The organism is Saccharothrix sp. ALI-22-I (assembly GCF_001984175.1).
GTDB lineage: Bacteria > Actinomycetota > Actinomycetes > Mycobacteriales > Pseudonocardiaceae > Actinosynnema.
Genome location: NZ_MTQP01000052.1, coordinates 131,900 through 156,766, shown reverse-complemented (window position 1 = coordinate 156,766; position 24,867 = coordinate 131,900). Strand labels below are relative to the sequence as shown.

25 protein-coding genes are annotated in these 24,867 nt (G+C 70.6%); 17 read left to right on the top strand and 8 right to left on the bottom strand.

Going from position 1 to position 24,867, the window contains the following annotated elements; translation table 11 throughout:
- Positions 1 to 8 precede the first annotated feature (8 nt).
- Positions 9 to 854: a carbohydrate ABC transporter permease gene (locus tag ALI22I_RS12545; protein WP_077005635.1), complete on the top strand. Its 846-nt coding sequence runs from the start codon at positions 9 to 11 to the stop codon at positions 852 to 854.
- Positions 851 to 2,200 (top strand): beta-N-acetylhexosaminidase, encoded by a 1,350-nt coding sequence (locus tag ALI22I_RS12540; protein WP_083751663.1) that lies wholly within the window; start codon positions 851 to 853, stop codon positions 2,198 to 2,200. Before ALI22I_RS12545 ends, ALI22I_RS12540 begins: the two co-directional genes overlap by 4 nt.
- On the opposite strand, the gene ALI22I_RS12535 is transcribed toward ALI22I_RS12540, so the two are convergent.
- A complete protein-coding gene (locus ALI22I_RS12535) occupies positions 2,197 to 2,430 on the bottom strand; it encodes a PspC domain-containing protein (RefSeq protein WP_077005634.1) in 234 nt (77 codons plus the stop codon). The genes ALI22I_RS12540 and ALI22I_RS12535 overlap by 4 nt on opposite strands.
- Positions 2,431 to 2,501: 71 nt before the next feature.
- On the bottom strand, positions 2,502 to 2,729 hold the full coding sequence (locus ALI22I_RS53530; protein WP_083751669.1) for a zinc-binding dehydrogenase: 228 nt from the start codon (positions 2,727 to 2,729) through the stop codon (positions 2,502 to 2,504).
- Here ALI22I_RS53530 and ALI22I_RS12525 point away from each other — a divergent pair.
- The 9 genes from ALI22I_RS12525 to ALI22I_RS12485 all read left to right on the top strand — a co-directional run bounded on the left by ALI22I_RS12525 (position 2,665) and on the right by ALI22I_RS12485 (position 12,110).
- Positions 2,665 to 3,423, top strand: coding sequence for an AraC family transcriptional regulator (locus ALI22I_RS12525; protein ID WP_274522786.1), 759 nt, complete (start codon positions 2,665 to 2,667; stop codon positions 3,421 to 3,423). The two genes, ALI22I_RS53530 and ALI22I_RS12525, sit on opposite strands and share 65 nt — an antisense overlap.
- Entirely contained in the window at positions 3,420 to 4,298 is an 879-nt protein-coding gene (locus ALI22I_RS12520) for an AAA family ATPase (protein WP_077005632.1), read from the top strand. The genes ALI22I_RS12525 and ALI22I_RS12520 overlap by 4 nt, the downstream gene beginning before the upstream one ends.
- Positions 4,295 to 5,380: a vWA domain-containing protein gene (locus tag ALI22I_RS12515; RefSeq protein ID WP_077005631.1), complete on the top strand. Its 1,086-nt coding sequence runs from the start codon at positions 4,295 to 4,297 to the stop codon at positions 5,378 to 5,380. Before ALI22I_RS12520 ends, ALI22I_RS12515 begins: the two co-directional genes overlap by 4 nt.
- Entirely contained in the window at positions 5,373 to 6,479 is a 1,107-nt protein-coding gene (locus ALI22I_RS12510; RefSeq protein WP_077005630.1) for an XdhC family protein, read from the top strand. The genes ALI22I_RS12515 and ALI22I_RS12510 overlap by 8 nt, the downstream gene beginning before the upstream one ends.
- Before the next feature lie 70 nt (positions 6,480 to 6,549).
- Positions 6,550 to 7,092, top strand: a complete 543-nt coding sequence (locus ALI22I_RS12505) for a (2Fe-2S)-binding protein (protein ID WP_077005629.1) — start codon at positions 6,550 to 6,552, stop codon at positions 7,090 to 7,092.
- Positions 7,089 to 9,539, top strand: coding sequence for a xanthine dehydrogenase family protein molybdopterin-binding subunit (locus tag ALI22I_RS12500; RefSeq protein WP_077005628.1), 2,451 nt, complete (start codon positions 7,089 to 7,091; stop codon positions 9,537 to 9,539). The genes ALI22I_RS12505 and ALI22I_RS12500 overlap by 4 nt, the downstream gene beginning before the upstream one ends.
- The gene (locus ALI22I_RS12495) at positions 9,536 to 10,390 is read left to right on the top strand and encodes an FAD binding domain-containing protein (RefSeq protein ID WP_077005627.1); all 855 of its coding nucleotides are present in this window, start codon (positions 9,536 to 9,538) and stop codon (positions 10,388 to 10,390) included. Before ALI22I_RS12500 ends, ALI22I_RS12495 begins: the two co-directional genes overlap by 4 nt.
- The gene (locus tag ALI22I_RS12490; protein ID WP_077005626.1) at positions 10,387 to 11,010 is read left to right on the top strand and encodes an SRPBCC family protein; all 624 of its coding nucleotides are present in this window, start codon (positions 10,387 to 10,389) and stop codon (positions 11,008 to 11,010) included. The genes ALI22I_RS12495 and ALI22I_RS12490 overlap by 4 nt, the downstream gene beginning before the upstream one ends.
- A 74-nt stretch (positions 11,011 to 11,084) precedes the next feature.
- On the top strand, positions 11,085 to 12,110 hold the full coding sequence (locus ALI22I_RS12485) for a CapA family protein (protein WP_238598324.1): 1,026 nt from the start codon (positions 11,085 to 11,087) through the stop codon (positions 12,108 to 12,110).
- A gap of 213 nt (positions 12,111 to 12,323) precedes the next feature.
- Here ALI22I_RS12485 and ALI22I_RS12480 read toward each other — a convergent pair whose 3' ends face one another.
- The 4 genes from ALI22I_RS12480 to ALI22I_RS12465 all read right to left on the bottom strand — a co-directional run bounded on the left by ALI22I_RS12480 (position 12,324) and on the right by ALI22I_RS12465 (position 15,017).
- On the bottom strand, positions 12,324 to 13,259 hold the full coding sequence (locus ALI22I_RS12480) for an o-succinylbenzoate synthase (protein WP_077005624.1): 936 nt from the start codon (positions 13,257 to 13,259) through the stop codon (positions 12,324 to 12,326).
- 25 nt (positions 13,260 to 13,284) lie between these two features.
- Entirely contained in the window at positions 13,285 to 13,896 is a 612-nt protein-coding gene (locus ALI22I_RS12475; RefSeq protein WP_143532155.1) for a hypothetical protein, read from the bottom strand.
- 81 nt (positions 13,897 to 13,977) lie between these two features.
- The gene (locus ALI22I_RS12470; protein WP_077005659.1) at positions 13,978 to 14,145 is read right to left on the bottom strand and encodes a DUF397 domain-containing protein; all 168 of its coding nucleotides are present in this window, start codon (positions 14,143 to 14,145) and stop codon (positions 13,978 to 13,980) included.
- A gap of 5 nt (positions 14,146 to 14,150) precedes the next feature.
- Entirely contained in the window at positions 14,151 to 15,017 is an 867-nt protein-coding gene (locus ALI22I_RS12465; RefSeq protein WP_238598323.1) for a helix-turn-helix domain-containing protein, read from the bottom strand.
- A gap of 128 nt (positions 15,018 to 15,145) precedes the next feature.
- Here ALI22I_RS12465 and ALI22I_RS12460 point away from each other — a divergent pair, with 128 nt between their 5' ends.
- Entirely contained in the window at positions 15,146 to 15,394 is a 249-nt protein-coding gene (locus ALI22I_RS12460) for a hypothetical protein (protein WP_077005621.1), read from the top strand.
- Here the strand turns inward: ALI22I_RS12460 and ALI22I_RS12455 are convergent.
- Positions 15,362 to 17,023 carry a DNA repair helicase XPB gene (locus tag ALI22I_RS12455; protein ID WP_077005620.1) on the bottom strand — a complete coding sequence of 554 codons (1,662 nt, stop codon included), beginning with the start codon at positions 17,021 to 17,023 and terminating at the stop codon, positions 15,362 to 15,364. The genes ALI22I_RS12460 and ALI22I_RS12455 overlap by 33 nt on opposite strands.
- 246 nt (positions 17,024 to 17,269) lie before the next feature.
- Here ALI22I_RS12455 and ALI22I_RS12450 point away from each other — a divergent pair, with 246 nt between their 5' ends.
- From ALI22I_RS12450 to ALI22I_RS12440, 3 genes are all read left to right on the top strand, one after another.
- The gene (locus tag ALI22I_RS12450) at positions 17,270 to 18,061 is read left to right on the top strand and encodes an LppU/SCO3897 family protein (protein WP_077005619.1); all 792 of its coding nucleotides are present in this window, start codon (positions 17,270 to 17,272) and stop codon (positions 18,059 to 18,061) included.
- Positions 18,062 to 18,136: 75 nt separating this feature from the next.
- Positions 18,137 to 18,601 (top strand): LppU/SCO3897 family protein, encoded by a 465-nt coding sequence (locus ALI22I_RS12445; protein WP_077005618.1) that lies wholly within the window; start codon positions 18,137 to 18,139, stop codon positions 18,599 to 18,601.
- A 78-nt stretch (positions 18,602 to 18,679) separates the two neighbouring features.
- Entirely contained in the window at positions 18,680 to 19,558 is an 879-nt protein-coding gene (locus ALI22I_RS12440; protein WP_077005617.1) for an LppU/SCO3897 family protein, read from the top strand.
- A gap of 159 nt (positions 19,559 to 19,717) precedes the next feature.
- Here the strand turns inward: ALI22I_RS12440 and ALI22I_RS12435 are convergent, their stop codons facing one another.
- Positions 19,718 to 20,695: an ABC transporter substrate-binding protein gene (locus ALI22I_RS12435; protein ID WP_077005616.1), complete on the bottom strand. Its 978-nt coding sequence runs from the start codon at positions 20,693 to 20,695 to the stop codon at positions 19,718 to 19,720.
- Positions 20,696 to 21,136: 441 nt separating this feature from the next.
- Here ALI22I_RS12435 and ALI22I_RS12430 point away from each other — a divergent pair, with 441 nt between their 5' ends.
- On the top strand, positions 21,137 to 24,442 hold the full coding sequence (locus ALI22I_RS12430; RefSeq protein WP_238598322.1) for a sensor histidine kinase: 3,306 nt from the start codon (positions 21,137 to 21,139) through the stop codon (positions 24,440 to 24,442).
- On the top strand, positions 24,439 to 24,858 hold the full coding sequence (locus ALI22I_RS12425) for a roadblock/LC7 domain-containing protein (protein WP_033442969.1): 420 nt from the start codon (positions 24,439 to 24,441) through the stop codon (positions 24,856 to 24,858). The genes ALI22I_RS12430 and ALI22I_RS12425 overlap by 4 nt, the downstream gene beginning before the upstream one ends.
- The last annotated feature ends 9 nt before the right edge of the window (positions 24,859 to 24,867 follow it).

The window sequence follows — 24,867 nt, the reverse complement described above, 5'->3', positions numbered from 1 at the left end:
GAGGCGCTGTGAACCGGCGTGTGTCGCGGGGTATCGCGGAAGGCGTCACGGTCGTCATCGCGGCCGTCGTGGCGTTCCCGCTGTACTGGATGGTGCTGACGGCGTTGAAACCGGACGCGGAGGTGATCTCGACCGATCCGCGGCCGTGGACCCTCGCGCCGACGCTGGACAGCTTCGTGCGGGCGCTGACCGTGCAGAGCTTCGGCCGCTACCTGCTCAACAGCATCGTGGTGGCGGTCGCGGTGGTGCTGCTGAGCCTGCTGATCTCGTTCCTCGCGGCCACCGCGCTGACCAGGTTCCGGTTCCGCAGCCGCACCACGTTGCTGATCATGCTGCTGGTGGTGCAGATGGTGCCGGTCGAGGCGTTGACCATCCCGCTGTTCTTCCTCATGCAGTCGGTGCGGGACGTGGCGCCGGTGTTCGGGCTCAACCACCTCGGTTCGCTGGTGCTGGTGCACCTGGCGTTCAGCCTGCCGTTCGCGATCTGGATGCTGCGCGGGTTCGTCGCGGCGGTGCCGGTGGAGTTGGAGGAGGCGGCCACGCTGGACGGCGCGTCCCGGTCCAGGTTCCTGTGGTCGGTGCTGTTCCCGCTGGTGGCGCCGGGGTTGGTGGCGACGAGCGTGTTGTCGTTCATCCACGCGTGGAACGACTTCCTGTTCGCGAAGACGTTCATCATCTCGGCGGCGGAGAACCAGACGCTGCCGCTGGCGTTGCAGGTGTTCGTGAAACCCGATCAGAACGACTGGGGGGCGATCATGGCCGGTTCGACGTTGATGACCATTCCGGTGCTGGTGTTCTTCATCCTGGTGCAGCGGCGCCTGGTCGCGGGGCTGGCCGGGGCGGTGAAGTCGTGATCCTGCCCCGTCCGGTGTCGTTCACCAGGGGTGACGGCGAGATCTCGTTCGACGGCACGGTCCACGTCGAGCGGGTGACAGGGCCTGCGGAGGGCTACCGGCTGTCGGTGACGCCCGACGGCGTGCGGGTGTGGGCTTCCGACGACGCGGGGGAGTTCTACGCGCGGCAGACGGTGCGGCAGCTGAGCGGGCCGGCGGCGTTCCGTTCCGTCGCGCCCGTGCGGGTGGCGTTGCCGGTGTGCGAGGTGGAGGACCACCCGCGGTTCGCGTGGCGCGGCGTGATGCTGGACGTGGCGCGGCACTTCCTGCCCAAGCACGACCTGCTGCGGTACGTCGACCTGCTGGCCGTGCACAAGCTCAACGTGCTGCACCTGCACCTGACCGACGACCAGGGCTGGCGGTTCGAGTCGCTGAAGTTCCCCCGGCTGCACGAGATCGGCGGCTGGCGGCCCGACTCGCGGTTCGGCGACCGGCGGTCCGGCGGCATGGCCGGGCGTCCGCACGGCGGCTACTACACCCAGGACGACCTGCGTGAAGTCGTCGCGTACGCGGCGCTGCGGCACATCACGGTGGTGCCGGAGATCGACGTGCCGGGGCACAGCCAGGCGGCCATCGCGGCGTACCCGGAGCTGGGCGTGTCGGGCGGGGAGGTGTGGACGGACTGGGGCATCAACCCCAACGTGCTCAAGGCCGACGAGTCCACTGTGGACTTCTACCGGCAGGTGTTCGACGAGGTGCTGGACGTCTTCCCCGGCGAGGTCGTCGGGTTGGGCGGTGACGAGGCGGAGGCCGGTGACGGTCGGTTCGTCCGTCGGATCGCCCAGTACCTGCGGCAACGCGGGCGGCGGCCGTTCGGGTGGGACGAGGTGTTGGGCGTCGGGCCTTTGCCGAGCCGGACCGTCATCGCGTCGTGGCGGGGCGAGGACGCCGGCCTGACCGCGTTGGAACGCGGCCACGACGTGGTGATGTGCCCGGAGAAGCACGTCTACCTGGACTACCGGCAGTCCGACCACCCCGCCGAGCCGATCCCCGTCGGCACGGTCACCACCCTGGAGGACGTGTACCGGTACGAGCCCGCGGCGGCGGACCGGGTGCTCGGCGCGCAGGCGAACCTGTGGACCGAACACCTCGACTCGCCGAGGCGGCTGGACTACGCCGCCTTCCCCCGGTTGAGCGCGTTCGCCGAGGTCGTGTGGAGCCCCGTCGCCCGTGACGAGGCGGAATTCCTGACCCGGCTGGCCGAGCACCACCTGCCGCGGCTCGACGCGCTCGGCGTCGAGTACCGCCCCCTTGACGGCCCCCGGCCGTGGCAGGCGCTCCCTGGAGTGCCCGGCTTCCCCCGTTAGATGGTCTCTGCGGTCTCTTCGGGCATGAGGATCCACGCCGCGAGGTAGAGGATGGCGCCGGCGCCGAACCCGAAGAGGGTCGCGGCGACCAGCAGGATGCGCAGCAACGCCGCGTCCACGCCGAGGAGCTTGGCGAGGCCGCCGCACACGCCCGCGACCATCTTGTCGTTGCGGCTGCGGCGGAGCTTCTTGACCTTGTCGGTGGCCTGGTTGAGCACGTCGTTCGTCATATCCCAAGAGTGCTCCGCCAGGCCGTTCGGGACATCGGGGACGCACCCTGACTTCCCCCGGAGCGCTGTTCTCAGGGTTTCACTAGGACTTTGCCCCTGAGGTCTCCCGCTTCGGCGCGGCGGTGGATCTCGGGTAGGTCGGCCAGGCCGTGGCGCTCGGAGATGTCGAGCACGACCGCACCCTCATCGACCAGCCGCACCAACGCGGTGAGCCGGGTGGCGTCGAAGCGGGTGATGAAGTGTGCGTCGGGTGCGTCGCTCAGGACCGCTGAGACTGTGACGCCGCCCAGGTGTGCCACCTCGGCGTTCGGGGGTCACGCCCTCGCGGACAGTCCGACCACCCCGTTGACCAGCGAAGCGTGCGACCCGAACGCCCCGGACTTCGCCGCCGACCACCCCACGCCCGCCAACCCGACCACGGTCACGTTGTGCGGGGCGTACGAGCTGGAGCACGTCCACCCGCTGCTGCGCGACCTACCGGACACCGTGCTGGTCTCCGGCCCCGAGCTGCACGCCGCCGTCACCCTCCTGGCCGGCGAACTCGAACACCCGCGTCTCGGTTCCGACGCCCTGGTGCCGTCCCTGCTCGACACGCTCCTGCTCTACCTGCTGCGCACCTGGTTCACCGGACCGACCCACACCACCAGCGGCTGGGCGGCGGCACTGAACGACCCGGTCACCGCAACTGCCCTGCACCACATCCACCGCGACCCCGCGCACCCGTGGACGGTGGCGAAACTCGCCGCCACCGCCGGCCTGTCCCGCGCACCGTTCGCCAAACGCTTCACCACTCTCGTCGGCCAACCCCCGCTGACCTACCTGACCTGGTGGCGCATGACCACCGCCGCCCGCCTCCTGAAGCACACCGACGCACCGCTGGCCACCATCGCCAAAGAGGTCGGCTACACCTCGGAGTTCGCGTTCGCGGCAGCGTTCAAGCGGGCTTACGGGACGGCGCCGGGCCGCTACCGGCGCTTACGCTCGGAGGCGTGACGCCAGAGGAGCTTGCCGAAGCGCTGGACCGCGTCGGCTACCTGCCGGACGCGGGTATCGCGACTGCGGCCTACCTGGCGCTGAACATGCACCGGCCGCTGTTCTGCGAGGGCGAACCGGGCACCGGCAAGACGTCCCTTGCGGTGGCGTTGGCCCGAGCGTTGGACCTGCCGCTGATCCGGCTCCAGTGCCACGAAGGCATCGACGCCACCCAGGCCCTCTACGACTGGGACTTCCCCCGCCAACTACTGCACCTCAGGGCCCTCGAAGCGGCCGGACCGGTGGACGTGGACGAAGCCGAGGCCTCCCTCTACACCCGCCGTTTCCTCCTTGCCCGCCCCCTCCTCCAAGCCCTCGAAGACGCGCCGTGCGTGCTGCTGGTCGACGAGGTGGACCGGGCGGACGACGAGTTCGAGGCGTTCCTGTTGGAGGTGCTGAGCGAGAACTCCGTGACCATCCCCGAACTCGGCCGCATCACCGCCCCCACCCCGCCGCTGGTCGTGCTCACCTCCAACCGCACCCGCGAAGTGCACGACGCGCTCAAGCGCCGCTGCCTCTACCACTGGCTGGAACACCCCGACCTGGCCCGCGAGGTCGCCATCCTGCGCCGCAGGCTGCCCGGCGTCAGCGAACGCCTGGCACACCAGGTCGCGAGTGCCGTCCGACGCCTGCGCGCGCTGGACCTGCTCAAACCACCGGGCGTGGCCGAGTCCCTCGACTGGGCGGAAGCCCTGCTCACCCTCGGCCGCACGGAACTGGACGCGGAAACCGCGGCCACCACGCTCGGCGCCGTCCTCAAGTACCGGGAGGACGCCCAGCGCGCCCTGTCAGCCGGTGTGCTGACCGGCATGGCCGGGAGCACAATCGGGGGATGACCGGAGCCGGCGCGTCGACCGGGCTCGTGGGGTTCGCCCGCGCGCTCCGGCACGGCGGTGTGGCGTGCGGGCCGGAACGGGTGCAGGCGTTCGTCGCCGCCGTCGATCACCTCGATCTCGGTCGACGCGATCACGTCTACTGGGCGGGCCGGTTGACGTTGTGCTCCGAACCGGACGACCTGCCCCGGTACGACGCGGCGTTCGCGGCCTGGTTCGGTGGGGTGACACCGCAGAAGCCGGGCAGACGAACCAGGCAGACCAGCCACCTGGCCGCGTTGACCAACGGCGAAGCGAAGCGCAACGGGCAGGCGCCGACGCTCAAAGTCGCCGCCAGTGACGTGGAAGTGTTGCGCCGCAAGGACATCGCCACACTCAGTCCCGCCGAGAAACGGCACCTGCGGGAACTCCTGGCCGCCCTCGAACCCACACCGCCGACACGTCGAGCACTGCGCCGAACCCCCGCCCGCCGAGGCACGATCGACCCGCGCCGGACCCTCAAGAGCATGCTGGCCACCGGCGAGTTGACCCGGCCCCGCCACCGCCGCCGAACCACCCGACCGCGCAAGGTCGTGCTGCTCATCGACGTGTCCGGCTCGATGAAGCCCTACGCCGACGCCCTGCTCCGGTTCGCGCACGTCGTCGCCCGGCGCATGCCCGTCGAGGTCTGCACGCTCGGCACCCGGCTGACCCGCGTCACCCGCCAACTCCGCCACCGCGACCCCGAGCAGGCCATGGCCGCCGCCGCCCGCGCCGTGCCCGACTACGAGGGCGGCACCCGGCTCGGCGAGACGATCAAAGTCTTCCTGGACCGTTGGGGACAACGCGGCGCCGCCCGCCGAGCCGTCGTCGTCGTCTGCTCGGACGGCTGGGAACGCGGCGACACCGCCCTCCTCGCCGAACAGGCGCAACGACTCGGACGCCTCGCGCACAAGGTCATCTGGGTCAACCCGCACGCGGGCCACGACGGGTACCTGCCGGTGCAGTCCGGCATCGTCGCCGCCCTACCGCACCTGGACCGGCTGCTGGCCGGTCACAGCCTCGACACCCTGCACGCCCTGCTTGAGGAGGTCCGACTTGCGTGATGTCCTGGACGAACTGGCCCGCCGCGTCGAACGTGGAGAGACGGTCGGCGTCGGCACGGTCGTCGCCACGTTCAGCTCCGCGCCCCGCGCGCCGGGCGCGGCGATGCTGGTCGGCGCGGACGACGCCGTCGTCGGCAGCGTCTCCGGCGGCTGCGTCGAGGGCGCGGTCTACGAGTTGGCCCAGGATGTCGTCCGCACCGACCAGCCGGTCCTCCAGCGGTACGGGGTGAGCGACGACGACGCGTTCGCGGTCGGTCTGACCTGCGGCGGGATCATCGACATCTACGTGGAGTCGATCAACCAGAACGCCTTCCCCGAGCTGCCCGAAGTGCTGGAAGCGGTCCGGGCGGAAGTACCGGTCGCCATCGCCACGATCGTGGAACACCCCGAGTGGGTCGGCCGGCGGCTGATCGTCTGGCCGGACCGCGCCACCGGCGACATCCCCTCGGACCGGGCGAAGGACGCGATCACCGACGACGCGCGCGGCCTGCTCGCCACCGGTCGCAGCGGCACCCTGCACTACGGGCCGGACGGCCAGCGGCGCGGCGAGGGCATGACGGTGTTCGTGAACTCGTTCGAGCCGCCGCCCCGGCTGCTGGTGTTCGGCGCGATCGACTTCGCCGCCGCGATGGCCAAGCTCGGCGCGTTCCTCGGCTACCGCGTCACGGTGTGCGACGCGCGCCCGGTGTTCGCCACGAAGAGCCGGTTCCCCGAGGCCGACGAGGTGGTCGTGGACTGGCCGCACCGCTACCTGGCCGGGCAGGCCGACGCGGGCAAGGTGGACGAGCGCACGGTGGTCGCCGTGCTCACCCACGACCCGAAGTTCGACGTGCCGCTGCTGGAGGTCGCGCTGCGGCTCAAGCTCGGCTACGTCGGCGCGATGGGCTCCCGCCGCACCCACGACGACCGGATGCGGCGGCTCCGCGAAGCCGGGATGACCGAGAGCGAGCTGGCCAAGCTGGCGTCCCCGATCGGCCTGGACCTCGGCGCCCGCACGCCCGAGGAGACGGCGGTGTCGATCGCGGCGGAGATCATCGCGCTGCGGTGGGGCGGAGGAGGTGAACGTCTGGCCCGGACGGCCGGCTCCATCCACAAGTAGCGGTTGTCGGCCGGGGCGATCGGGAGCAGGCTCGCATGTGACCCCCATCACCACCACAGCGGGAGCGTCAATGAGGATCACCGTCACCGTCGACGGGATGGACTACGGCGACGAGGTCGAACCCCGGACACTGCTGGTCCACTACCTGCGCGAACGACTCGGCAAGACCGGCACGGTAGTGGGCTGCGACACCAGCAACTGCGGCGCGTGCACGGTCCACCTCGACGGCCACAGCGTGAAGTCGTGCGCCGTGCTCGCGGTGCAGGCCAACGGCCGCGAGGTCACCACGATCGAGGGACTGGCCCGCGACGGTCAGCTGCACCCCGTGCAGGAGGCGTTCCACCAGAACCACGCGCTCCAGTGCGGGTTCTGCACCCCCGGCATGATCATGCAGGCCATCGACCTGCTCGCGGACAACCCCGACCCCGACGAGGACCAGGTGCGGCACGGCCTGGAGGGCAACCTCTGCCGCTGCACCGGCTACCAGAACATCGTCAACGCGGTCCGTGACGCGGCGCACCGGATGAGCCCCGGCGCCGGCCCCGACGCCGAGCGGGTGGACGAGACCAAGCTGGTCGGACGCACCCCGATGCACGCCGGAGGTGGGGAATGACCGCCACCGCCGAACCCGAGGTAGGGCGAGCACGGCACCGTAAAGAAGATGCCCGGCTGATCACCGGCGCGACCCGGTGGACCGACAACATGCAGCTCACCGGGATGCTGCACATGGCGCTGCTGCGCAGCCCCGTGGCGCACGCCCGGATCACCTCGATCGACGTCACCGAGGCCGTGAAGATGCCCGGCGTGCTCATGGCCCTCACCGGCCAGGACGTGGCCGCCGAGCAGGGCAGCCTGCCGTGCGTGTGGCCGATCACCGAGGACATGCTGGCCCCGCCCGCGCCGTCGCTGGCCGTCGACCGGGTGAACTTCGCCGGTGAGGCGGTCGCGCTCGTCGTCGCCCGGAGCGCGGCCGAGGCGCACGACGCGCTGTCCGCGATCGACGTCGACTACGAGGACCTGCCGGTCGTGCTCGACATGGAGCGCGCGATCGAGGACGGCGCCGACCTCGTGCACCCCGACCTGGGCTCGAACAAGAGCGCGACCTGGGTGTTCGACTCCGCCGAGGCGGGCACCGGGTCCGATGTGGACGCCGCCATCGCCGACGCGGAGGTGCTGGTCGAGCGCACGTTCCGCCAGCAACGCCTGATCCCGGCGTTCATGGAGCCGCGCTCGGTCGTGGTCGACCCGTCACCCGATTCGGTGACCATGTGGTCGTCCACCCAGGTGCCGCACATCCTGCGCTGGATGCTGTCCGCCACGCTCGGCATCCCCGAGCAGCGGATCCGGGTCATCGCGCCGGACGTCGGCGGCGGGTTCGGCGGCAAACTCCAGGTCACGCCCGAAGAGGTGCTGACGATGCTGGTCGCGCGCCGGATCGGCAAGCCGGTGAAGTGGACCGAGACGCGCACCGAGTCGATGCTGTCCGGCCACCACGGCCGCGACCAGGTCCAACGCCTCACAATCGCGGCCCGCCGCGACGGCACCGTCACCGGCCTGAAGGTGGACCTGCTCGCCGACATGGGCGCCTACCTGCGGCTGATCGCGCCGGGTGTGCCGATCCTGGGCGCGTTCGTGTTCAACGGCATCTACAAGTTCCCGGCCTACCGCTTCACCTGCACGAACGTGTTCACCGACAAGACGCCGACCGACGCGTACCGGGGCGCGGGACGGCCCGAGGCCACGTTCGGGATCGAGCGGATGATGGACGAGCTGGCCGCCGAACTCGGCGTCGACCCGCTCGACCTGCGCCGGCGCAACTGGATCCGGCACGAGGAGTTCCCGTTCGACACCGTCACGGGCCTCACCTACGACTCCGGCGACTACGAAGCCGCCACCGACCGCGCGACCGAGCTGTTCGGGTACGACGCGTTGCGCCGGGAACAGGCCGAACGGCGGGCGAACGGCGACACGGTCCAGCTCGGCATCGGCATCTCCACGTACACGGAGATGTGCGGCTGGGCCCCGTCACGCGTGCTGGGCGCCCTGCGGTACGCGGCGGGCGGCTGGGAGACCGCGGCGATCCGGATGCTGCCCACCGGCAAGGTCGAGCTGGTCACCGGCACCTCCCCGCACGGCCAGGGCCACGAGACGGCGTGGAGCCAGATCGTCGCCGACCGGCTCGGCGTGCCGTTCGAGGACGTCGAAGTGCTGCACGGCGACACCCGGATCTCGCACCGCGGCCTGGACAGCTACGGCTCCCGGTCGGTGGCCGTCGGCGGCGTGGCCGTCGCGCTGGCCGCGGACAAGGTGCTGGCCAAGGCCCACACGGTCGCCGCGCACCTGATGGAGGTCGGCGAGGACGACGTCGAGTTCACCGCCGGCACGTTCTCCGTGCGCGGCACGTCCACCACCATGACCCTCGGCGACGTCGTGACCGCCGCGAACGCCGCCCACAACCTGCCCGACGGCATGGAACCCGGCCTGGACGCAGACGCCACGTTCGACCCGAGCAGCCTGTCCTTCCCGCACGGCACGCACCTGTGCGCGACCGAGGTGGACACCCAGACCGGTGAAGTGAAGATCCGCTCCTACGTGTGCGTGGACGACGTCGGCAAGGTGGTCAACCCGGTGATCGTGGAGGGCCAAGTGCACGGCGGCCTGGCGCAGGGCATCGCGCAGGCCCTGTACGAGGAGGCCGTGCACGACGAGAGCGGCACCCTCACCACCGCCACCTTCGCCGACTACCTGCTGCCGTCCGCGGTCGACCTGCCGCACTTCACCACCGACCGCACCGAGACACCCGCGCTGACCAACCCGCTCGGCGTGAAGGGCGTCGGCGAGGCGGGCACGATCGCGTCCACCCCCGCCGTGGTCAACGCGATCGTGGACGCCGTGCGGCACATGGGCGTCTCCGACGTGCAGATGCCGTGCACCCCGATGCGGGTGTGGAAGGCCATCCACCACCGCGGTGACGGGGTGCCGACCACCCCCGGCGCCGGTGGCGGGCTCGGTTCCGTCAACGTCGACGATCAGGCGTACCCGCGGGGAGGTGCGGAATGATCCCGGCCGCGTTCGACTACGTCGCGCCCACCACGGTGGACGAGGCGGTGCGCGCCCTGGCCGCCGGTGGCGAGGACGCCAAGGTGATGGCCGGCGGGCAGAGCCTCATCCCGGTGCTGCGGATGCGGCTGGCCGCGCCGACCCTGGTGGTCGACCTGTCCGGGCTGACCGAGCTGACCGGCGTGCACGACAACGGCGACTCGCTCCGCATCGGCGCGATGACCACGCACTACGAGGTGCAGCGCGACCCGTTGGTGCGTGAGCACGCCCGGTTGCTGTGCCTGGCCACGGACACCGTCGCCGACCCGCAGGTCCGGCACCGGGGCACGTTCGGCGGGTCGCTGGCCCACGCCGACCCGGCCGGTGACCTCCTCGCGCCCGCGTTGGCGTTGGACGCGGTGATGGTGTGCGTCGGGCCGTCCGGGACGCGGGAGGTGCCGGCGGCATCGTTCTTCCTCGACTACTTCACCACCGCGTTGGCGCCCGACGAACTGCTCACCCACGTGCGGGTGCCCAAGCTGACCGGCTGGGGCGCGCACTACGAGAAGTTCAACCGGGTCGCCCAGGCCTGGTCGATCGTGGCGGTGGCGGCCGCGTTGCGGGTCTCCGGAGGTCGGATCGCCGACGCCAGGGTCGGCCTGACGAACATGGCCGGGACGCCGGTGCGGGCGCGTGGCGTGGAGGAGGCGCTGGTGGGGCAGCCGGCTTCGGCCGAGGTGATCACCACCGCGGCGAGCCATGCCGCCGAGGGCACCGACCCGGCCAGTGACGGCAACGCCGACGCCGAGTACCGGTCGCACCTGGCCCGCGTGCTCACCGAACGGGCCGTGACCGCCGCGGTGAGCGCATGAAGCTCGAACACCGGTTCACCGTTCCCGCGCCCGTGCCGGACGTGTGGACGGCGCTGCTCGACCCGGAGAGGGTGGCGCCCTGCATGCCCGGCGCCACCCTCACCGAGGTCGAGGGGCAGCGGTTCACCGGCACGGTCAAGGTCAAACTCGGCCCCGTCACGCTGCTCTACAAGGGGACCGGCGAGTTCACGTCCGTCGACGAACGGGTGCACGCGGCCGTGCTGAAGGCCTCCGGCAAGGACACCAGGGGCAACGGCACCGCGTCCGCGACCGTGTCCGTGGCGTTGACTTCCGGTTCGGACGGCACCGAGGTGTACGTGGTCACCGACATGAACATCACCGGCCGCCCGGCCCAACTCGGCCGCGGTCTGATCAGCGAGGTCAGCGGTCGGATCATCAACGAGTTCGCCGAATGCCTGGCGACGCGGCTCACGCCGGCGGAAGCTGAGGAGGTGACATCTCCGGAGACGACCCGGCCCCGGCTGCACGCCGTGCCGGACGAGCCGATCGACCTCCTCGACACCGCCGGGGTGCCCGTGCTCAAGCGCGTGCTGCCGGTCGTGGCCGGGCTGCTGGTCCTGGTCCTGTTGGTGCGCAGGCTCCGCGGGCGGCACCGCTGAACGCGCGCGGCGGGCGGCCGGTCCTCGGGCTGGTCGCCGGCCTCAGCCTGCTCGTGGCGTGCACGGGATCGCCGGTGGTGATCACCCCGTCCCGTGCGCCGACCACCACCACAACCACGTCGTCGGCCCCCGAGCCGCCGTCGTTCACCCTGGCCGCCGGTGGGGACATCCTGATCCACCCGGCGTTGACCGAGCAGGCCGACCAGGACGGCGCGCGCAACTTCGTGCCGCTGCTGGAAGGCCTCCGCGAGGCGATCGCCGCCGACGTGTCGATCTGCCACCTGGAGACGCCGCTGTCCGCGCCCGGCGCGCCGACGTTCGGCTACCCGGCGTTCAGCGCACCACCCGAGGTCGCGTCCGCGTTGAAGGAGATCGGCTACGACAGCTGCTCCACGTCGTCCAACCACACCCTCGACCGGGGCTCACCGGCGATCAAGACCACCCTGGACGTGATGGACGCGGCCGGCTTGAAGCACACCGGCTCGTTCCGCTCGCCCGAGGAGTCCGCGACCCCGTTGCTGCTGGACGTGGGTGGGGTGAAGGTCGGGCACATCGCGTTCACCTACGGCTTCAACGGCATCCCCCTGCCGCAGCCGTGGATGGCGAACCAGCTGTCGACCGAGGGTGTGCTGACAGCCGCACGTGCGGCTAAAGCCGCCGGCGCGGAGGTCGTGGTCGCGAGCCTGCACTGGGGCAACGAGTACCAGCACGAGGCGACGCCGCAGCAGCGCGAGATGGCCCAGGCCGTCCTCGCCGACCCGGCGGTGGACCTGATCATCGGCACACACGTGCACGCCGTGCAGCCGATCGAGCAGATCAACGGCAAGTGGGTCGTCTACGGCATGGGCAACGAGGTAGCCCGCCACTCCGAGCCCCGCGGCATCACCGAGGAAGGCATCGTCACCCGCTTCAAGTTCGTGAAGGGCCCGTCCGGCTGGGCGGTGCAGGAGGCCTCCTACATCCCGACCCTGGTCGAACTGGGCCCACCGATCCGCGTAGTCGACCTGACCCGAGTCCCCGCCAACCCCCGCCGCACCGAAGCCCTGAACCGAACGGACGGCGTCGTCCGCAGCCTCGGCGCCGCCATCGCCCACCCCTGACCGATTCCTCCCGCAGCTCCCGCAGACTTATCCTGCGGACTTATCCCGCAAAGGACGCCGTCAGGCCCCTTGCCTGCCCGTCGGCTCCAACCGGGCCAAGATCTTGGCGCTGTTGGAGCCGTCCTCGGGGCTGTCGAACTGGGTCACCTTCCGCTTGCCCCACACCCCAACTGTGAACATCACGATCTACGGTTGGAGTAACCACTGGAGTGACTAGAGGACACCCCGGACCCGGTCGAGTCGGTCGAGCCAGCGGGCCGTGGTCTCGTCGTCGGCGGCGAAGTCGGCGAACCGGTCGGGCTCCGGGGCGTGAACGGGCACGGGTAGCCAGCCGTCCACGGGGCGCAGGGAGTCGGTGGTCACGTCGCCTTCCATCAGGGACAACGTGCCCAGGCCGCAGGCGAAGTCGAGTTCCGGCAACGCGCCGGCCAGTGCCAGGCCGGCGGCCATCCCGACCGACGTCTCCACCGCCGACGACACCACGCACGGCAAACCGCACGCCTCCGCCACGGCCAACGCGCGGCGCACGCCGCCCAGGGGCGCGACCTTGATCACGGCGACGTCCGCCGCGCCGGCGACCGCGACCTTCAACGGGTCCTCGGCGCGGCGGATCGACTCGTCGGCCGCGATCCGCACGTCCACGCGCCGCCGCACGGCCGCCAGTTCCTCGATCGACGGGCACGGCTGCTCGACGTACTCCAGACCGCCCGCCGCCCGTTCCAACTCGCGGATCGCCCGCACGGCCGTGTCCACGTCCCACGCCATGTTCGCGTCCACCCGAATGGCGCCGGACGGGCCCAACGCGTCACGCACCGCCGCGACCCGCTCCAAGTCGTCACCCAGCGGGGCACCCGGATCGGCGACCTTCACCTTCGCCGTGGAGCAGCCGGACTTGGCGACGATCTCGTACGCGCGCTCCGGCGACACCACCGGAACCGTGCAGTTGACCGGGATCTTCGAGCGGACGGGCGCGGGCCAGCCGTCGTGAGCGGACTCCAGCGCGCACGCCAGCCAGGGCGCGCACTCCGCGTCGGAGTAGTCCAGGAACGCGCAGAACTCACCCCACCCGGCGGGCCCTTCCACCAGCACGCCTTCGCGCACCGTGATGCCGCGGAACCGGTTGCGCATCGGGATCGAGTAGACCAGCACCGGGCCAGCCTAGAGTCGGCGCCGCCTAGAGCGGGTCCAGCGCGGCGACCCGGCGCAGCGCGCTGGCCGCCAGCTCCGGGTCCAACTCCTCCACCACGATCCGCAACGCGGCCTCGAACTGGTCCAGGCGACGGTCCAGCTCGGCCAACTCCCGGGTCGGCTCGGCGATCGCAGCGGCCAGTCCGGGCCGGTTCTCGGCGGACCGCAACGCGTCCCGCACCGCCAGGCTGTCCCGCAACGCCACCAACGCCCGCCACAACAGCCGCTCCACCTGCGCCACCCGCCGTGCCTCAAGCCCGCGAACGGCCCTGCGGACGGCATCGAAGTGCACGCACAACCGTCCCGCCCGCCGCCGTTGCACCTGGTCGGTGAACTGCTCGCAGTGCACGACGTCCCGAGCGCCGGCCGCCAACACCACGTCCCACTCGACCAACCGCACCGGCAACACCGCGACCAACGCCACCACCAGCAACGGCACGCAGGCCAGCCCGACCGCCCACCACAACGTCGGCGCGAGCACCCCCGACGCCCCTCCCAGCACGACAGCCACCGCCGCCAACGGCCGCAGCCGCTCCCGCCTGACCCGCCGCACGGCAGCCCGCCGCACAGGCCCGACATCGACCTCCGGCCGCCACATCCACCAACGCGATAAAGGCACCACCCGGTTCATGCCCACCCGATCGTCGGACCGAAGAACGCGTCCAAGCTAGCGGCGACCTCAGCGCGCCGCGAGAAACGCGCCGAACGCCGTCCGGGTGAAGGTGAGCACGGGGCTGGCGTCGCCGAGCTTCGAGTCCCGGACGCCGACCACCCTGGGGGTGGAGCCGATCTCCACGCAGCCGTTCGCCGACTCGCTGTAGGACGACTTCCGCCACTGGAACTTCATTTCGATCACAACTCCTTCATAGCCTTCTTGGCCCAGGCCGGGAAGTCTTCCGGCTTGTCGGCCCGGACCCGCAACCGGGTCAGCGCGTCCCGGTAGGCCATGACCTGGTCCGGCTCCTCGTAGTAGACGCCTTTGACGCGGCTCTCGATGTAGACGCAACCCGGGTCGTGTTCCAACTCGTTCGGGAAGGTCAACACGATGAACCCGCCGTCCACGCCAGTGTGCGCGCCTGCGGACGCGGGCAGGACCTGCATCTCGATGTTCGGGTACTCGCGCAGCTCCACCAGGCGTTCCAACTGGGCCCGGAGGATGGCGGGGCTGCCGACCTGGAGGCGCAGCGCCGCCTCCGAGATCACCGCCCACACCTGCGGCGCGTCTTCCTGGTCGAGCACTTCGCCCTGGCGGGCCATGCGCAGCTCGACCCGCTTCTCCACCTCGGTCGCGGGGAACTCGGGACGGCCACCCCGGATGATGGCGCGGGCGTAGTCGGGTGTCTGGAACAGGCCGGGAACGACGATCGCGTCCCAGCTCTCGATCTTCACCGCCGACGACTCCAAACCCAGGAACAGCTTGAAGTACTCCGGCACCGCAGTGTCGTCGAAGCCGATCCACCAGTCGCGGCCCTTCTTCGCACGCAGCCGCAGGTCGAGGAAGAACTCGGACCGCTCTGCCACGCCGTACAGCTCCAGCAGCCGCTCCAACTCCAACGGCTTGGGCAGCGACCGGCCGGTCTCCATGTGGCCGATCGCGGGCACAGAGCCCTTGATCACCGCCGCCGCTTCCTCCCGGCTGATGCGGCAATCCTCACGCAGTTTGCGCAGCTCGAAGGCGATCCAGCGCTTGAGCACGGTCGGGCTGCTGGACGAGGTCACCACAGGCATCTCCTCACTCGAATGAGCTATTTCAGAGGTAGGACACTCAAAAGTAGCGTGATACCAGCTAGGTTGAGCGGACCGATGGCCATCAGGCTATAGCTGATACGACTGAGGAAGGAGGTCCTGTGGTGTACACGAATGGTGGAATCGCGGTCGACTCGTGGGTTCGGATCGAGGAGGGGTGCTCGGTCGAGTCCGACGTGGTGGGCGACGAGGCCCAGTTCACCTTCAGCGGCCGGCGCGGTGGCGAGTTGAGCATGGTCGTCACCGAGGCCGGGCTGGAGAAGGTGGTCGAGCACTTCCAGCGAGCGCTCGACCAACTCCGGTCAGCCGAGTCCGATTCAGCCGATGTCGGGGAGCTTGGGACCGAGTAGGTCGTCCGCGTCCACGATCTTGTACGCGTAGCCCTGTTCGGCGAGGAAACGTTGGCGGTGGGCGGCGTAGTCGGTGTCCAGCGTGTCGCGCGACACCACCGAGTAGAAGTGCGCCTGTCGCCCGTCACCCTTGGGCCGCAGCAACCGGCCCAAACGCTGCGCCTCCTCCTGGCGCGACCCGAACGTGCCCGACACCTGCACCGCCACCGACGCCTCGGGCAGGTCGATGGAGAAGTTCGCCACCTTCGACACCACCAACGTCCGCAGCTCACCGCGCCGGAACTGGTCGAACAGCGCTTCGCGCTCCTTGTTCTTCGTCGAACCCTGGATGATCGGGGCGTCCAGAGCCTCGCCCAGCGACTCCAGTTGGTCCAGGTAAGCCCCGATCACCAACGTCGGCTCGTCCGGGTGCTGCTCCAGGATCGCCTTCACCACCGGCAGCTTCGTCCGTGCCGTGGAGCACAGCTTGTACCGCTCCTCCGGCTCGGCGGTCGCGTACTCCAGCCGTTCGTTGTCGGTCAACGTCACCCGCACCTCGGTGCACTCGGCCGGCGCGATCCAGCCCTGCGCCTCGATGTCCCGCCACGGGACGTCGTACCGCTTCGGCCCGATCAGCGAGAACACGTCGCCTTCCTGACCGTCCTCGCGCACCAACGTCGCCGTGAGCCCCAACCGACGCCGCGACTGCAGGTCGGCGGTCATCCGGAACACCGGCGCGGGCAGCAGGTGCACCTCGTCGTAGACGATCAGGCCCCAGTCCCGCGAGTCGAACAGCTCCAGGTGCTTGTACTCGCCCTTCGACCTGCGGGTGATCACCTGGTACGTCGCGATCGTGACCGGCCGGATCTCCTTGCGCTCACCGGAGTACTCGCCGATCTCGTCCTCGGTCAACGACGTGCGCGCCACCAGCTCGCGCTTCCACTGCCGGCCCGCGACGGTGTTCGTCACCAGGATCAACGTGGTCGCGCCCGCCTCGGCCATCGCCGCCGCGCCGACCAGCGTCTTCCCCGCACCGCACGGCAGCACCACCACGCCCGAACCGCCCGCCCAGAACGCCTGCGCGGCCATCCGCTGGTAGTCGCGCAGCTGCCACCCGTCCTCGACCAGGTCGATCGGGTGCGCCTCGCCGTCGACGTACCCGGCCAGGTCCTCCGCCGGCCACCCGATCTTGAGCAGCATCTGCTTGAGCCGGCCGCGTTCGCTCGGGTGCACGACGACGGTGTCGTCGTCGATCCGCGCGCCCATCATCGGCTTGATCTTCTTGTGCCGGAGCACCTCTTCCAGCACCGCGCGGTCCAGCGAGTTCAGCACCAGGCCGTGCACCGGGTGGTTGGCCAGCTGGAGCCGGCCGAACCGGCCCATCGTGTCGACCACGTCCACCAGCAACGGCTGCGGCACGGGGTAGCGGGAGAACCGGACCAGCGCGTCGACCACCTGCTCGGCGTCGTGGCCGGCGGCACGCGCGTTCCACAGCGCCAGCGGCGTGACCCGGTAGGTGTGGATGTGCTCGGGGGCGCGTTCGAGTTCGGCGAACGGCGCGATGGCGGTGCGCGCGTCGTCCGACAGCGGGTGCTCGACCTCCAGCAGCAGGGTCTTGTCCGACTGGACGATCAAAGGGCCGTCAGTCACTGGTACGCGCTCCTGTCGCTTGGTGTCTGTCCAGTGTGCCTACCGCACGCAAGTCCGTAGCCGAGCGTGCCGGATCGCACACCAGCGCTCACGATCCGAAGTCGAAGCTGTGCCTGGTGGCGAACCCGGTCGGAGCCGAAGACCGCGTTCTGCTTCGCGCCGGGCGAGAACGCCTGATCCACCTCGTGGGTGCGCGTGCCGCTACCTTCTGGGACTGTCACGCGCACCCGTCCAGCGAGGATGATCATGAGCAACGAGCCGAACCGCCCCGCCGAGGACGCGCCCAAGGCCACCCCGACGCCGTCCGGCGCATCGCCGGCCGAACCTGCCTCGCCCTCGCCGGCCACCCCGCCCGCTTCCGGCTCCGCCGCTGCCGACCCGGCCGCCGACCCGGACGTGCCGCCCGCTGACGCCGAGCGCATCGCCGCCCCCGGTGCCGCGGCCGGTGGCTCGGCTGCCGGTGCGACTGCCGGTGCGACTGCGGCCTTCCCTCAGGTCCCCGAGGCGCATCAAGGGTCCGAGACCACGCGGGGCAGTGGCGTGAACGTCACGAAGATCGTCATCGGCGTCCTGGTGCTCCTGCTGATCGGCATCGGCGTCGTCGGCGTGTTCTACCTCTTCAGCGGCTCCACCAACGCCGAGGCCGGCGACTGCGTCAGCCTCACCGCCGAGGCCGACAACCGGGCCGAGGTCGAAACCCTCGACTGTGACGAGGACAAGGCCTCGTACAAGGTCGGCAAGGTCCTCGAAGCGACCGAGGACACCTGCCCGGAAGAAGGCCTCTACACCGAGATCGCCCCGGCCGGCAGCGTCGGCGACGGCTTCAAGCTGTGCCTGCTGCCGAACATGGCCGAGGGCGCCTGCTACAAGCCCGACGAGGGCACCGGCTTCGTCAAGACCGACTGCACCGGCCCCGAGACCATCAAGGTCACCAAGGTCATCCAGGGCTCCACCGACACGAACGCCTGCCCGGACGCCGCCGGCATGTCCTACCCGGAACCGCCCGTCACGTACTGCCTGGCGCCCGCGGAGCTGTAAACCCCCGGCCCGGAGGTCGACCCGCGCGGGTGAACCGGCTCAACCCGGCGCGCGGCCGTGCCGATGCCCTGTTCCATGCGGAAGATCGGATGGGGTGTCGGCGCGGTCGCGGTGCTGGTGGCGGGCGCGTTCGCGTTCACGGTGCTCACCGGCGGTCCGCGCACCCCGGAGCCAGGCGCCTGCGCGAGGATCGAGGGCGAAGCCGACGCGCCGAAGTACCGGGCCATGGATTGCGGCTCCGACCAGGCCAACGTCAAGATCGCGAAGGTCGTGGACGACGCCTCGAAGTGCCCGACCGGTGGCGCGCCCTACTCGACCTACACCGGCTCGGCCACGCTCTGCCTGATCCCGAACCTCGTCGAGGGCGCCTGCTACCAGCAGGACCAGCTCGCCGGGCTGCGCAAGGTGGAGTGCACGACCGCCGACGTGGTCCGCGTGGTCAAGGCCGCCACGGGCACTGTGACCTGCGGTGACGACCGCACGGTGCGGTACCCGGAGCCCGCTGTGACGTTCTGCCTGACGCGCCCCGGCGTGCGCTGAGCCCACCGTCCGGAAACCCCTGCGCCAGGACACCGCACGGCGGTACGTTCCGCTCGCCCGATTCGAGAGGAACGCCAGGTGACCACGCCCCCCAACCAGCCGCCGCCCTATGGCCCGCCGCAGGGTTTCCCGCCACCCCAGCAGCCGGGCTGGGGACCGCCGTCGTCGCCGCAGGGGTTCCCCGCGCAGCAGCCCGGCCAACAGCCAGGTCAACCGCAGTACGACCAGCAGCAGCAGTTCGGGCAACAGCCAGGTCAACCGCAGTACGACCAGCAGTACGGGCAGCAGTACGGGCAGCAGTACGGGCAGCAGCCCGGCTACCAGCCGATGCCCGGCTACCAGGGCCAGCCGCCGCAGTACCCGCCGCCCCAGTACCCGCAGCCCGGTCAGCCGGGGCAGCCCGGACAGCCCGGCTACCCGCAGCAGTTCCCGCCCCCGCCCGCCAAGGGCACGTCACGCGGTGCGAAGGCGCTGGTCGCCGTGGTGGCGCTGGGCATCGTGGGCGTCGTGATCGCCGGCATCATCGCCAACGTCACCGGCCCGTCGGGCGCCGAGGCCGGTGAGTGCATCAAGGTCGTCTCGGCCACCGTCACCGACGCCGACGTGGAGAAGATCGACTGCTCCTCGCAGGAAGCCGCTTTCAAGGTCGCGGCCAACCTCGACAGCAGCACCGAATCCTGCCCGGACGGCGACTACGCGGAGTACTCCGACAGCGGCGGCCGGCGCAGCAACGGCTTCAAGCTGTGCCTCACGCTCAACGCCGCCGAAGGCGACTGCTTCAAGCAGGAGGGCACGATTGTCGCGGCCAAAACCACCAAGGTGACCTGCGATTCCAGTGCCACGTACAAGGTCGGCAAGGTCATCGAAGGCCGTGCGGACGAGAACGAGTGCGAGAGCGGCGACACCGTGTTCGTTTACTCACAGCCGGCGACCACGATCTGTCTGACCGAGGCGTAACGCGAGCCGTAACGCTCGGTGTAGCGGCTGTAACGCCGGCTGTAACGCGAGTCGAAACCGAGTCCTGATCGAGTTCCAACCGACGCGGAAAAGCCGAAAAAAGGGGCCTTCCCGGAATGGGAAGGCCCCTGTCGCTCTTAGTCATATGCTGACCGTGAGTCAGTTCGTGGTTCCAGGCGGCAACAATCCGCCGACGTCCAACCGCTCCGGGAGCACCTCTTCGGTGTCCATCATGTCCGCGACCCGCTGCAACCGGACCGGGTTGAGCGACAGCGGGAACGTGCCCACCGACACCAGCGCCGCGGTCTGCTGGTCGACGTCCATGTAGCCGGTCAGCGCGTTCTGCACGGACAGCTTGTCGTTCGACGCCGCCTCCTGCGCGTCCCGCAGGACCTGCCGGAACAGGGACATCGTGCGCGGGTTGTCGTCGGCGAACTTCCTGCTCGACGCGTACCCGGACATGGGGAAGTCCTTGGTCGGGCCGACCGCGGTGTCGGTGAGGATGCGGGCGCCGGCGTTGCGCTGCGCCTGGGTGATGAACGGCTCGGTCATCCACGCCGCGTCGACCTGCCCGGCCCGCAGCGCGTCGACCATCTGCTCGAACGGCAGCTCGACCGACTTGATCCGCCCCTTCTCCACACCCGCCGTCTTGAGCACGGCCTTCGTGGTCAGCGCGCCGACGTCGGCGAACGACGGCACGGCGATGCGCGGGTCGGGCCGCTTGGCGGGGCTGTCGTAGGCGTCGTCCAACGTGACCAGCGCCATCGTGTTCGCGCCCGCCTGGTACGCCTCACCCTGCAGTTGCAGCTTGGTGCCCTCGGCGTAGGTGCGGAACAGGGTGACGTGGGTCGACCAGGTCAGGTCGAGCGTGGTGTCGAGCGCCTTGATGCCCTCGTCCTCGCTGTTCAGCGGGACGAGCTGCACCTGGAGGCCGGCCTTCTCGAACAACTTGTTGTTGTAGGCGAGGCGCAGCGGTGCGACGTCCACCACTGGCAGCACACCGATGCGCAGTGTGCTGCGTTCCACGTCGGGGCGGCTGTTCCCGTCGGTGCCGGGCAGCAGTCCGCACGCCGTCAGGGTGGCGGCACAGGCGAACAACGCGGCCGCACGTCGCAGAACACGTGCTGGGGTAGGCATGGCACCTCTCGCCGGGATGACCTGAGAGCGGGGTCTATTGATCAACGAATTGTTCGACGCACTTGTCGACTCGGGGGATGGTAACCACCCAGAGGTATGAAACGACAGCCCTGCTCCGATACGGTGAGTGCTTCCGGAGTCTTCCCCAGGGCCACGGTCGCGCACTACGCTCCCCGCTTGGTGCACAGGTCGTCGCAGACCGTCGTGTCCCTGCGCGGGGTGGGGTGCCTAGCCGGCACCACCGCTCCTGTGCTGCAATTCGGCCCGATTTCGAGTCCATGCTTCGGTCCACGGGGGGAGGCCGGGGAACACTGCTGCCGGAAGAGGAAGCCCAGGGTGGCCCGTCGAGAGAGAGGCCCCAGCCAATCAGGCGTGGGGATTCCACCACGCTCCGAAAGGCCCGGAACGGGTGACGGATTGGCTGCGCTGAGTGATGGAACTGTGACCGAGTCAACGGGTAACGGGCCGACCACGGCCGGATCGAACGCGACCGTGCGGGAGAGCAAGTCCCCCACGGCCGGCTGGCGGCTGCGCAACTGGCGGCTGCCCACCAAGCTGACGGCCGTCCTGCTGATCCCCACCGTCGCCGCGGTCGCCCTCGGCGGCCTGCGGGTCAACACCGACCTCGCCGACGCGGCCGACCTGAACCGGCTGGCCAACCAGGTCCAGCTGGAGTCCGCGGTCGCCGACCTGGTGCAGCAGTTGCAGCGCGAACGGGACCTGAGCACGAGCCACGTCGCGTCCGGCAAGCAGCTCGACCGCGTGGTCCTGGACCGCCAGCTGCGCCGCGTGCAGGACACCGTGCAGGCGCTCACCAACAAGATCACCGAGCTCAGCGGCGACCTGGACGACGAGGTGGTGACCCGGTTCAGCCGGGCCCGCGACCAGCTCGACCGGCTCAACAGCCTGCGCACCGCCGTCCGCGACACGCAGTACCCGTCCGACGCCGTGATGCGCACCTACTCCGAGTCCGTGGAAGGCCTCCTGGACCTCGGTGACCAGGCCATCGCGGGCATCAACCAGCCCGAGCTGGTGCGGCTGCACCTGGCCACCAACGCGATCGCCCGCATCAAGGAGCAGGAGTCGCGCAAGCGCGGCATCATGCTCGACGTCTTCCAGACCGGCTCCTTCGGCTCCGGCCAGGAACGGCAGCTGCTGGCCGCGAACGCCGAGCTGAACGCGGCCATCAACGACTTCCGCAAGAACGCGACCGCCGACCAGGCCAAGATCTACGACGACACCGTCACGGGTCTGATCGTCGACACCGCGAACGACATGCAGGAGACGGCGCTGAACCTGGCCGCGGCCGGGCAGCCCCTCACGTCGTTGCGCGCGGAGAGGTGGGACATCGCCGCCACGCTGACGGTGAACCTCACCCGGGACGTGGAGAACCTGCTGCTGGAGCAGTTGCAGACCCGGACCGACGAGCTGACCGGTGCGGCGCGGGCCGCGGCGTTCCGCGACGGTGGCATCGTGCTGGGCGCGTTGCTGCTGGCCATCGTCATGGCGCTGTTCGTGTCGCGCTCGATCCTCAACCCGCTGCGCGTCCTGCGCCGCACCGCGCTGGAGGTGGCCGACCGCGGCCTGCCGGAGGCGGTCGGCCGGATCCTGGCGGACCCGAACCCGCACGAGGCGGCGAAGACGGCCATCGCGCCGGTGCCGATCACCACCCGCGAAGAGGTCGGCCAGGTGGCGCGGGCGTTCGACGCGGTGCACGGCGAGGCGGTGCGGCTGGCGGCCGAGCAGGCCCTGCTGCGCGACAACGTCAACTCGATGTTCGTCAACCTGTCCCGCCGCTCGCAGGCCCTGGTCGAGCGCCAGCTGAACCTGATCGACCGGCTGGAGCAGGACGAGCAGGACCCCGACCAGCTGGCCAGCCTGTTCGAGCTGGACCACCTCGCCACCCGCATGCGGCGCAACAGCGAGAACCTGCTGGTGCTGTCCGGCACGGACCTGTCCAGGCGGCTGACCCGCCCGGTCCCGGCGGCCGAGGTGCTGGGCGCCGCGGTGTCCGAGGTCGAGCAGTACGCCCGCGTGCAGGTCGGCCAGACCCCGGAGCTCACCGTCCAGGGCCGCGCGGTCAACGACCTCGTGCACCTGATCGCGGAGCTGCTGGACAACGCCACCGCGTTCTCCGACCCGGTGACGAAGGTCACCGTGCGCACCGCCCGCACCCGCAAGGGCGAGCTGGCGATCGAGATCCAGGACCGCGGCGTCGGCATGGGCGAGCCGGAGATCAACGACGCCAACCAGCGGCTGGCCGACCCGCCGGACGTGGACGTCGCGGTGTCCCGCCGGATGGGCCTGTACGTGGTCGCGCGGCTGGCCAAGCGGCACGACATCAAGGTCCGGCTGCGCGCCAACGAGGACATCGAGGGCGGCACCACCGCGCTCGTGGTCGTGCCCGAGACGCTGGTCGCGTCGCCCGGCGCGACCGGTTCCCCGATGGGCGGCGAGCAGCTCCCGGCGTTCGGTGATCAAGGCTTCGGCGACCAGGGCTTCGGCGACTCGGCGTTCGGCAACACGGCGCAGCGCGCGTCCGGTATCGCCGGCGCGTTCGGCACCGGCACCCTGTCCCGCCTGGACGACGAGTCGGGCTTCCCGAGCATGCCCCGCGGCGAGGACGAGCCGGTGTTCCCGGTGAGCTTCGTGCAGGGCCAGGGCGACCACGACCCGGCGCGCGTGCCGTCCTTCGGCGAGACGTCGACGTTCGGCGAGACGCCCGCGGAGACGTCGGGCGAGATGTCGCAGTCGTGGATGACGGCGGGCGACGAGCGTGACGTCGAACGCGAGCCCAAGGGCTCGTTCGGCGAGCCGACCCTGTTCACCGCCTACGAGGACCGCGCCGAGCCGGACGAGGACTACGGGCACGGCTTCGAGACGACCCAGTTCGCCCCGGCGCTGGACAACGGCTTCCTGATCGACCCGGAGCCCGAACCCGAGCCCGCGCGCCGCAACGGCTCGACCCCGCCCGTCTCGGCCAGGCCGCCCGACCACGAGCTGGACGCGCCGACCGAGCGGCTGCCGATCTACGAGGCGGTCCTGTCGCAGTGGTTCCAGGCCGTGGGCAGCGAGACGTCGGCGGCGACGGCCCAGGCGGTGCCGCCGGTGCCCGAACCGGAGCCGGTCGTGCGGGAGGAGCCGATCCTGCCGACCCGCAGGCCGCGGCCCGTGCCGCCGGTCGCGCCCACCACGTCCGACGACGCGTTGCCGCAGCGCGGCACGCTCGACGCGGGCGAGAACGCCCTGCCCAAGCGTGAGACGGAGGGTGGCCTGCCCCAGCGGGCCGAGGTCCCGCCTAGTCTGACCGAGGGCGGGCTGCCCAAGCGGCAGCCCGGTTTCCCCAGCAACCTGCCCAAGCGCGCCGCGGAGGTGCCCCGCGTGACCGAGCCCGAACCGGTCGCCGAACCCGAGCCGGCCGTGCCGTCCGCCGAGTCGGTGTGGGAGTCTCCCGCCGACCAGGGGTGGCAGGCAGCACAGGCCTTGCTCAGCAAGGCACCCGAGACCACGACACAGGCAGGGTTGCCCAAACGGACGCCCAAGGCTCAGCTTGTGCCGGGATCCGCCGCACCGAAGCCGCAGGCCTCGGAGCGGCAACCGCAGCGGCCCCCGCTGCCACCACGATCGGCTGACGCGATCCGTGGACGCATGTCGAGTCTTCAGCAGGGCGTCCATCGAGGGCGGCACGCGATGATCGACGCTTACGCTGGTGACATGTCGAGCCGGCAAGACGAGGAGCAGGAGTGACGACCGCAGCTCAGCCAGGCAGCTTTGGTTGGCTTATCACCGACTTCGTGCGCCGGGTTCCCGGTGTGGCACATTCCGTGGTCGTGTCGGCGGACGGGCTACTGCTCGCCGGCTCACAGGGCCTGCCCCGCGACCGCGCCGAACAGCTGTCCGCCGTGGCATCCGGGCTCGTCAGCCTCACGGCGGGCGCGGCACGGTGCTTCGAGGCGGGCACGGTCAACCAGACCGTGGTCGAGATGGAGCGGGGCTACCTGTTCCTGATGTCGATCAGCGACGGGTCGTGCCTCGCCGTGCTCGCGGCCCCGAACTGCGATATCGGCCTGGTCGCGTACGAGATGACGCTCCTGGTCGAGCGTGTGGGCCAGCAGCTCACCCCGGAGCTGCGCGCGCAGCTCCAGGGCGTGGTTCGGCGGTAGATCCTCATG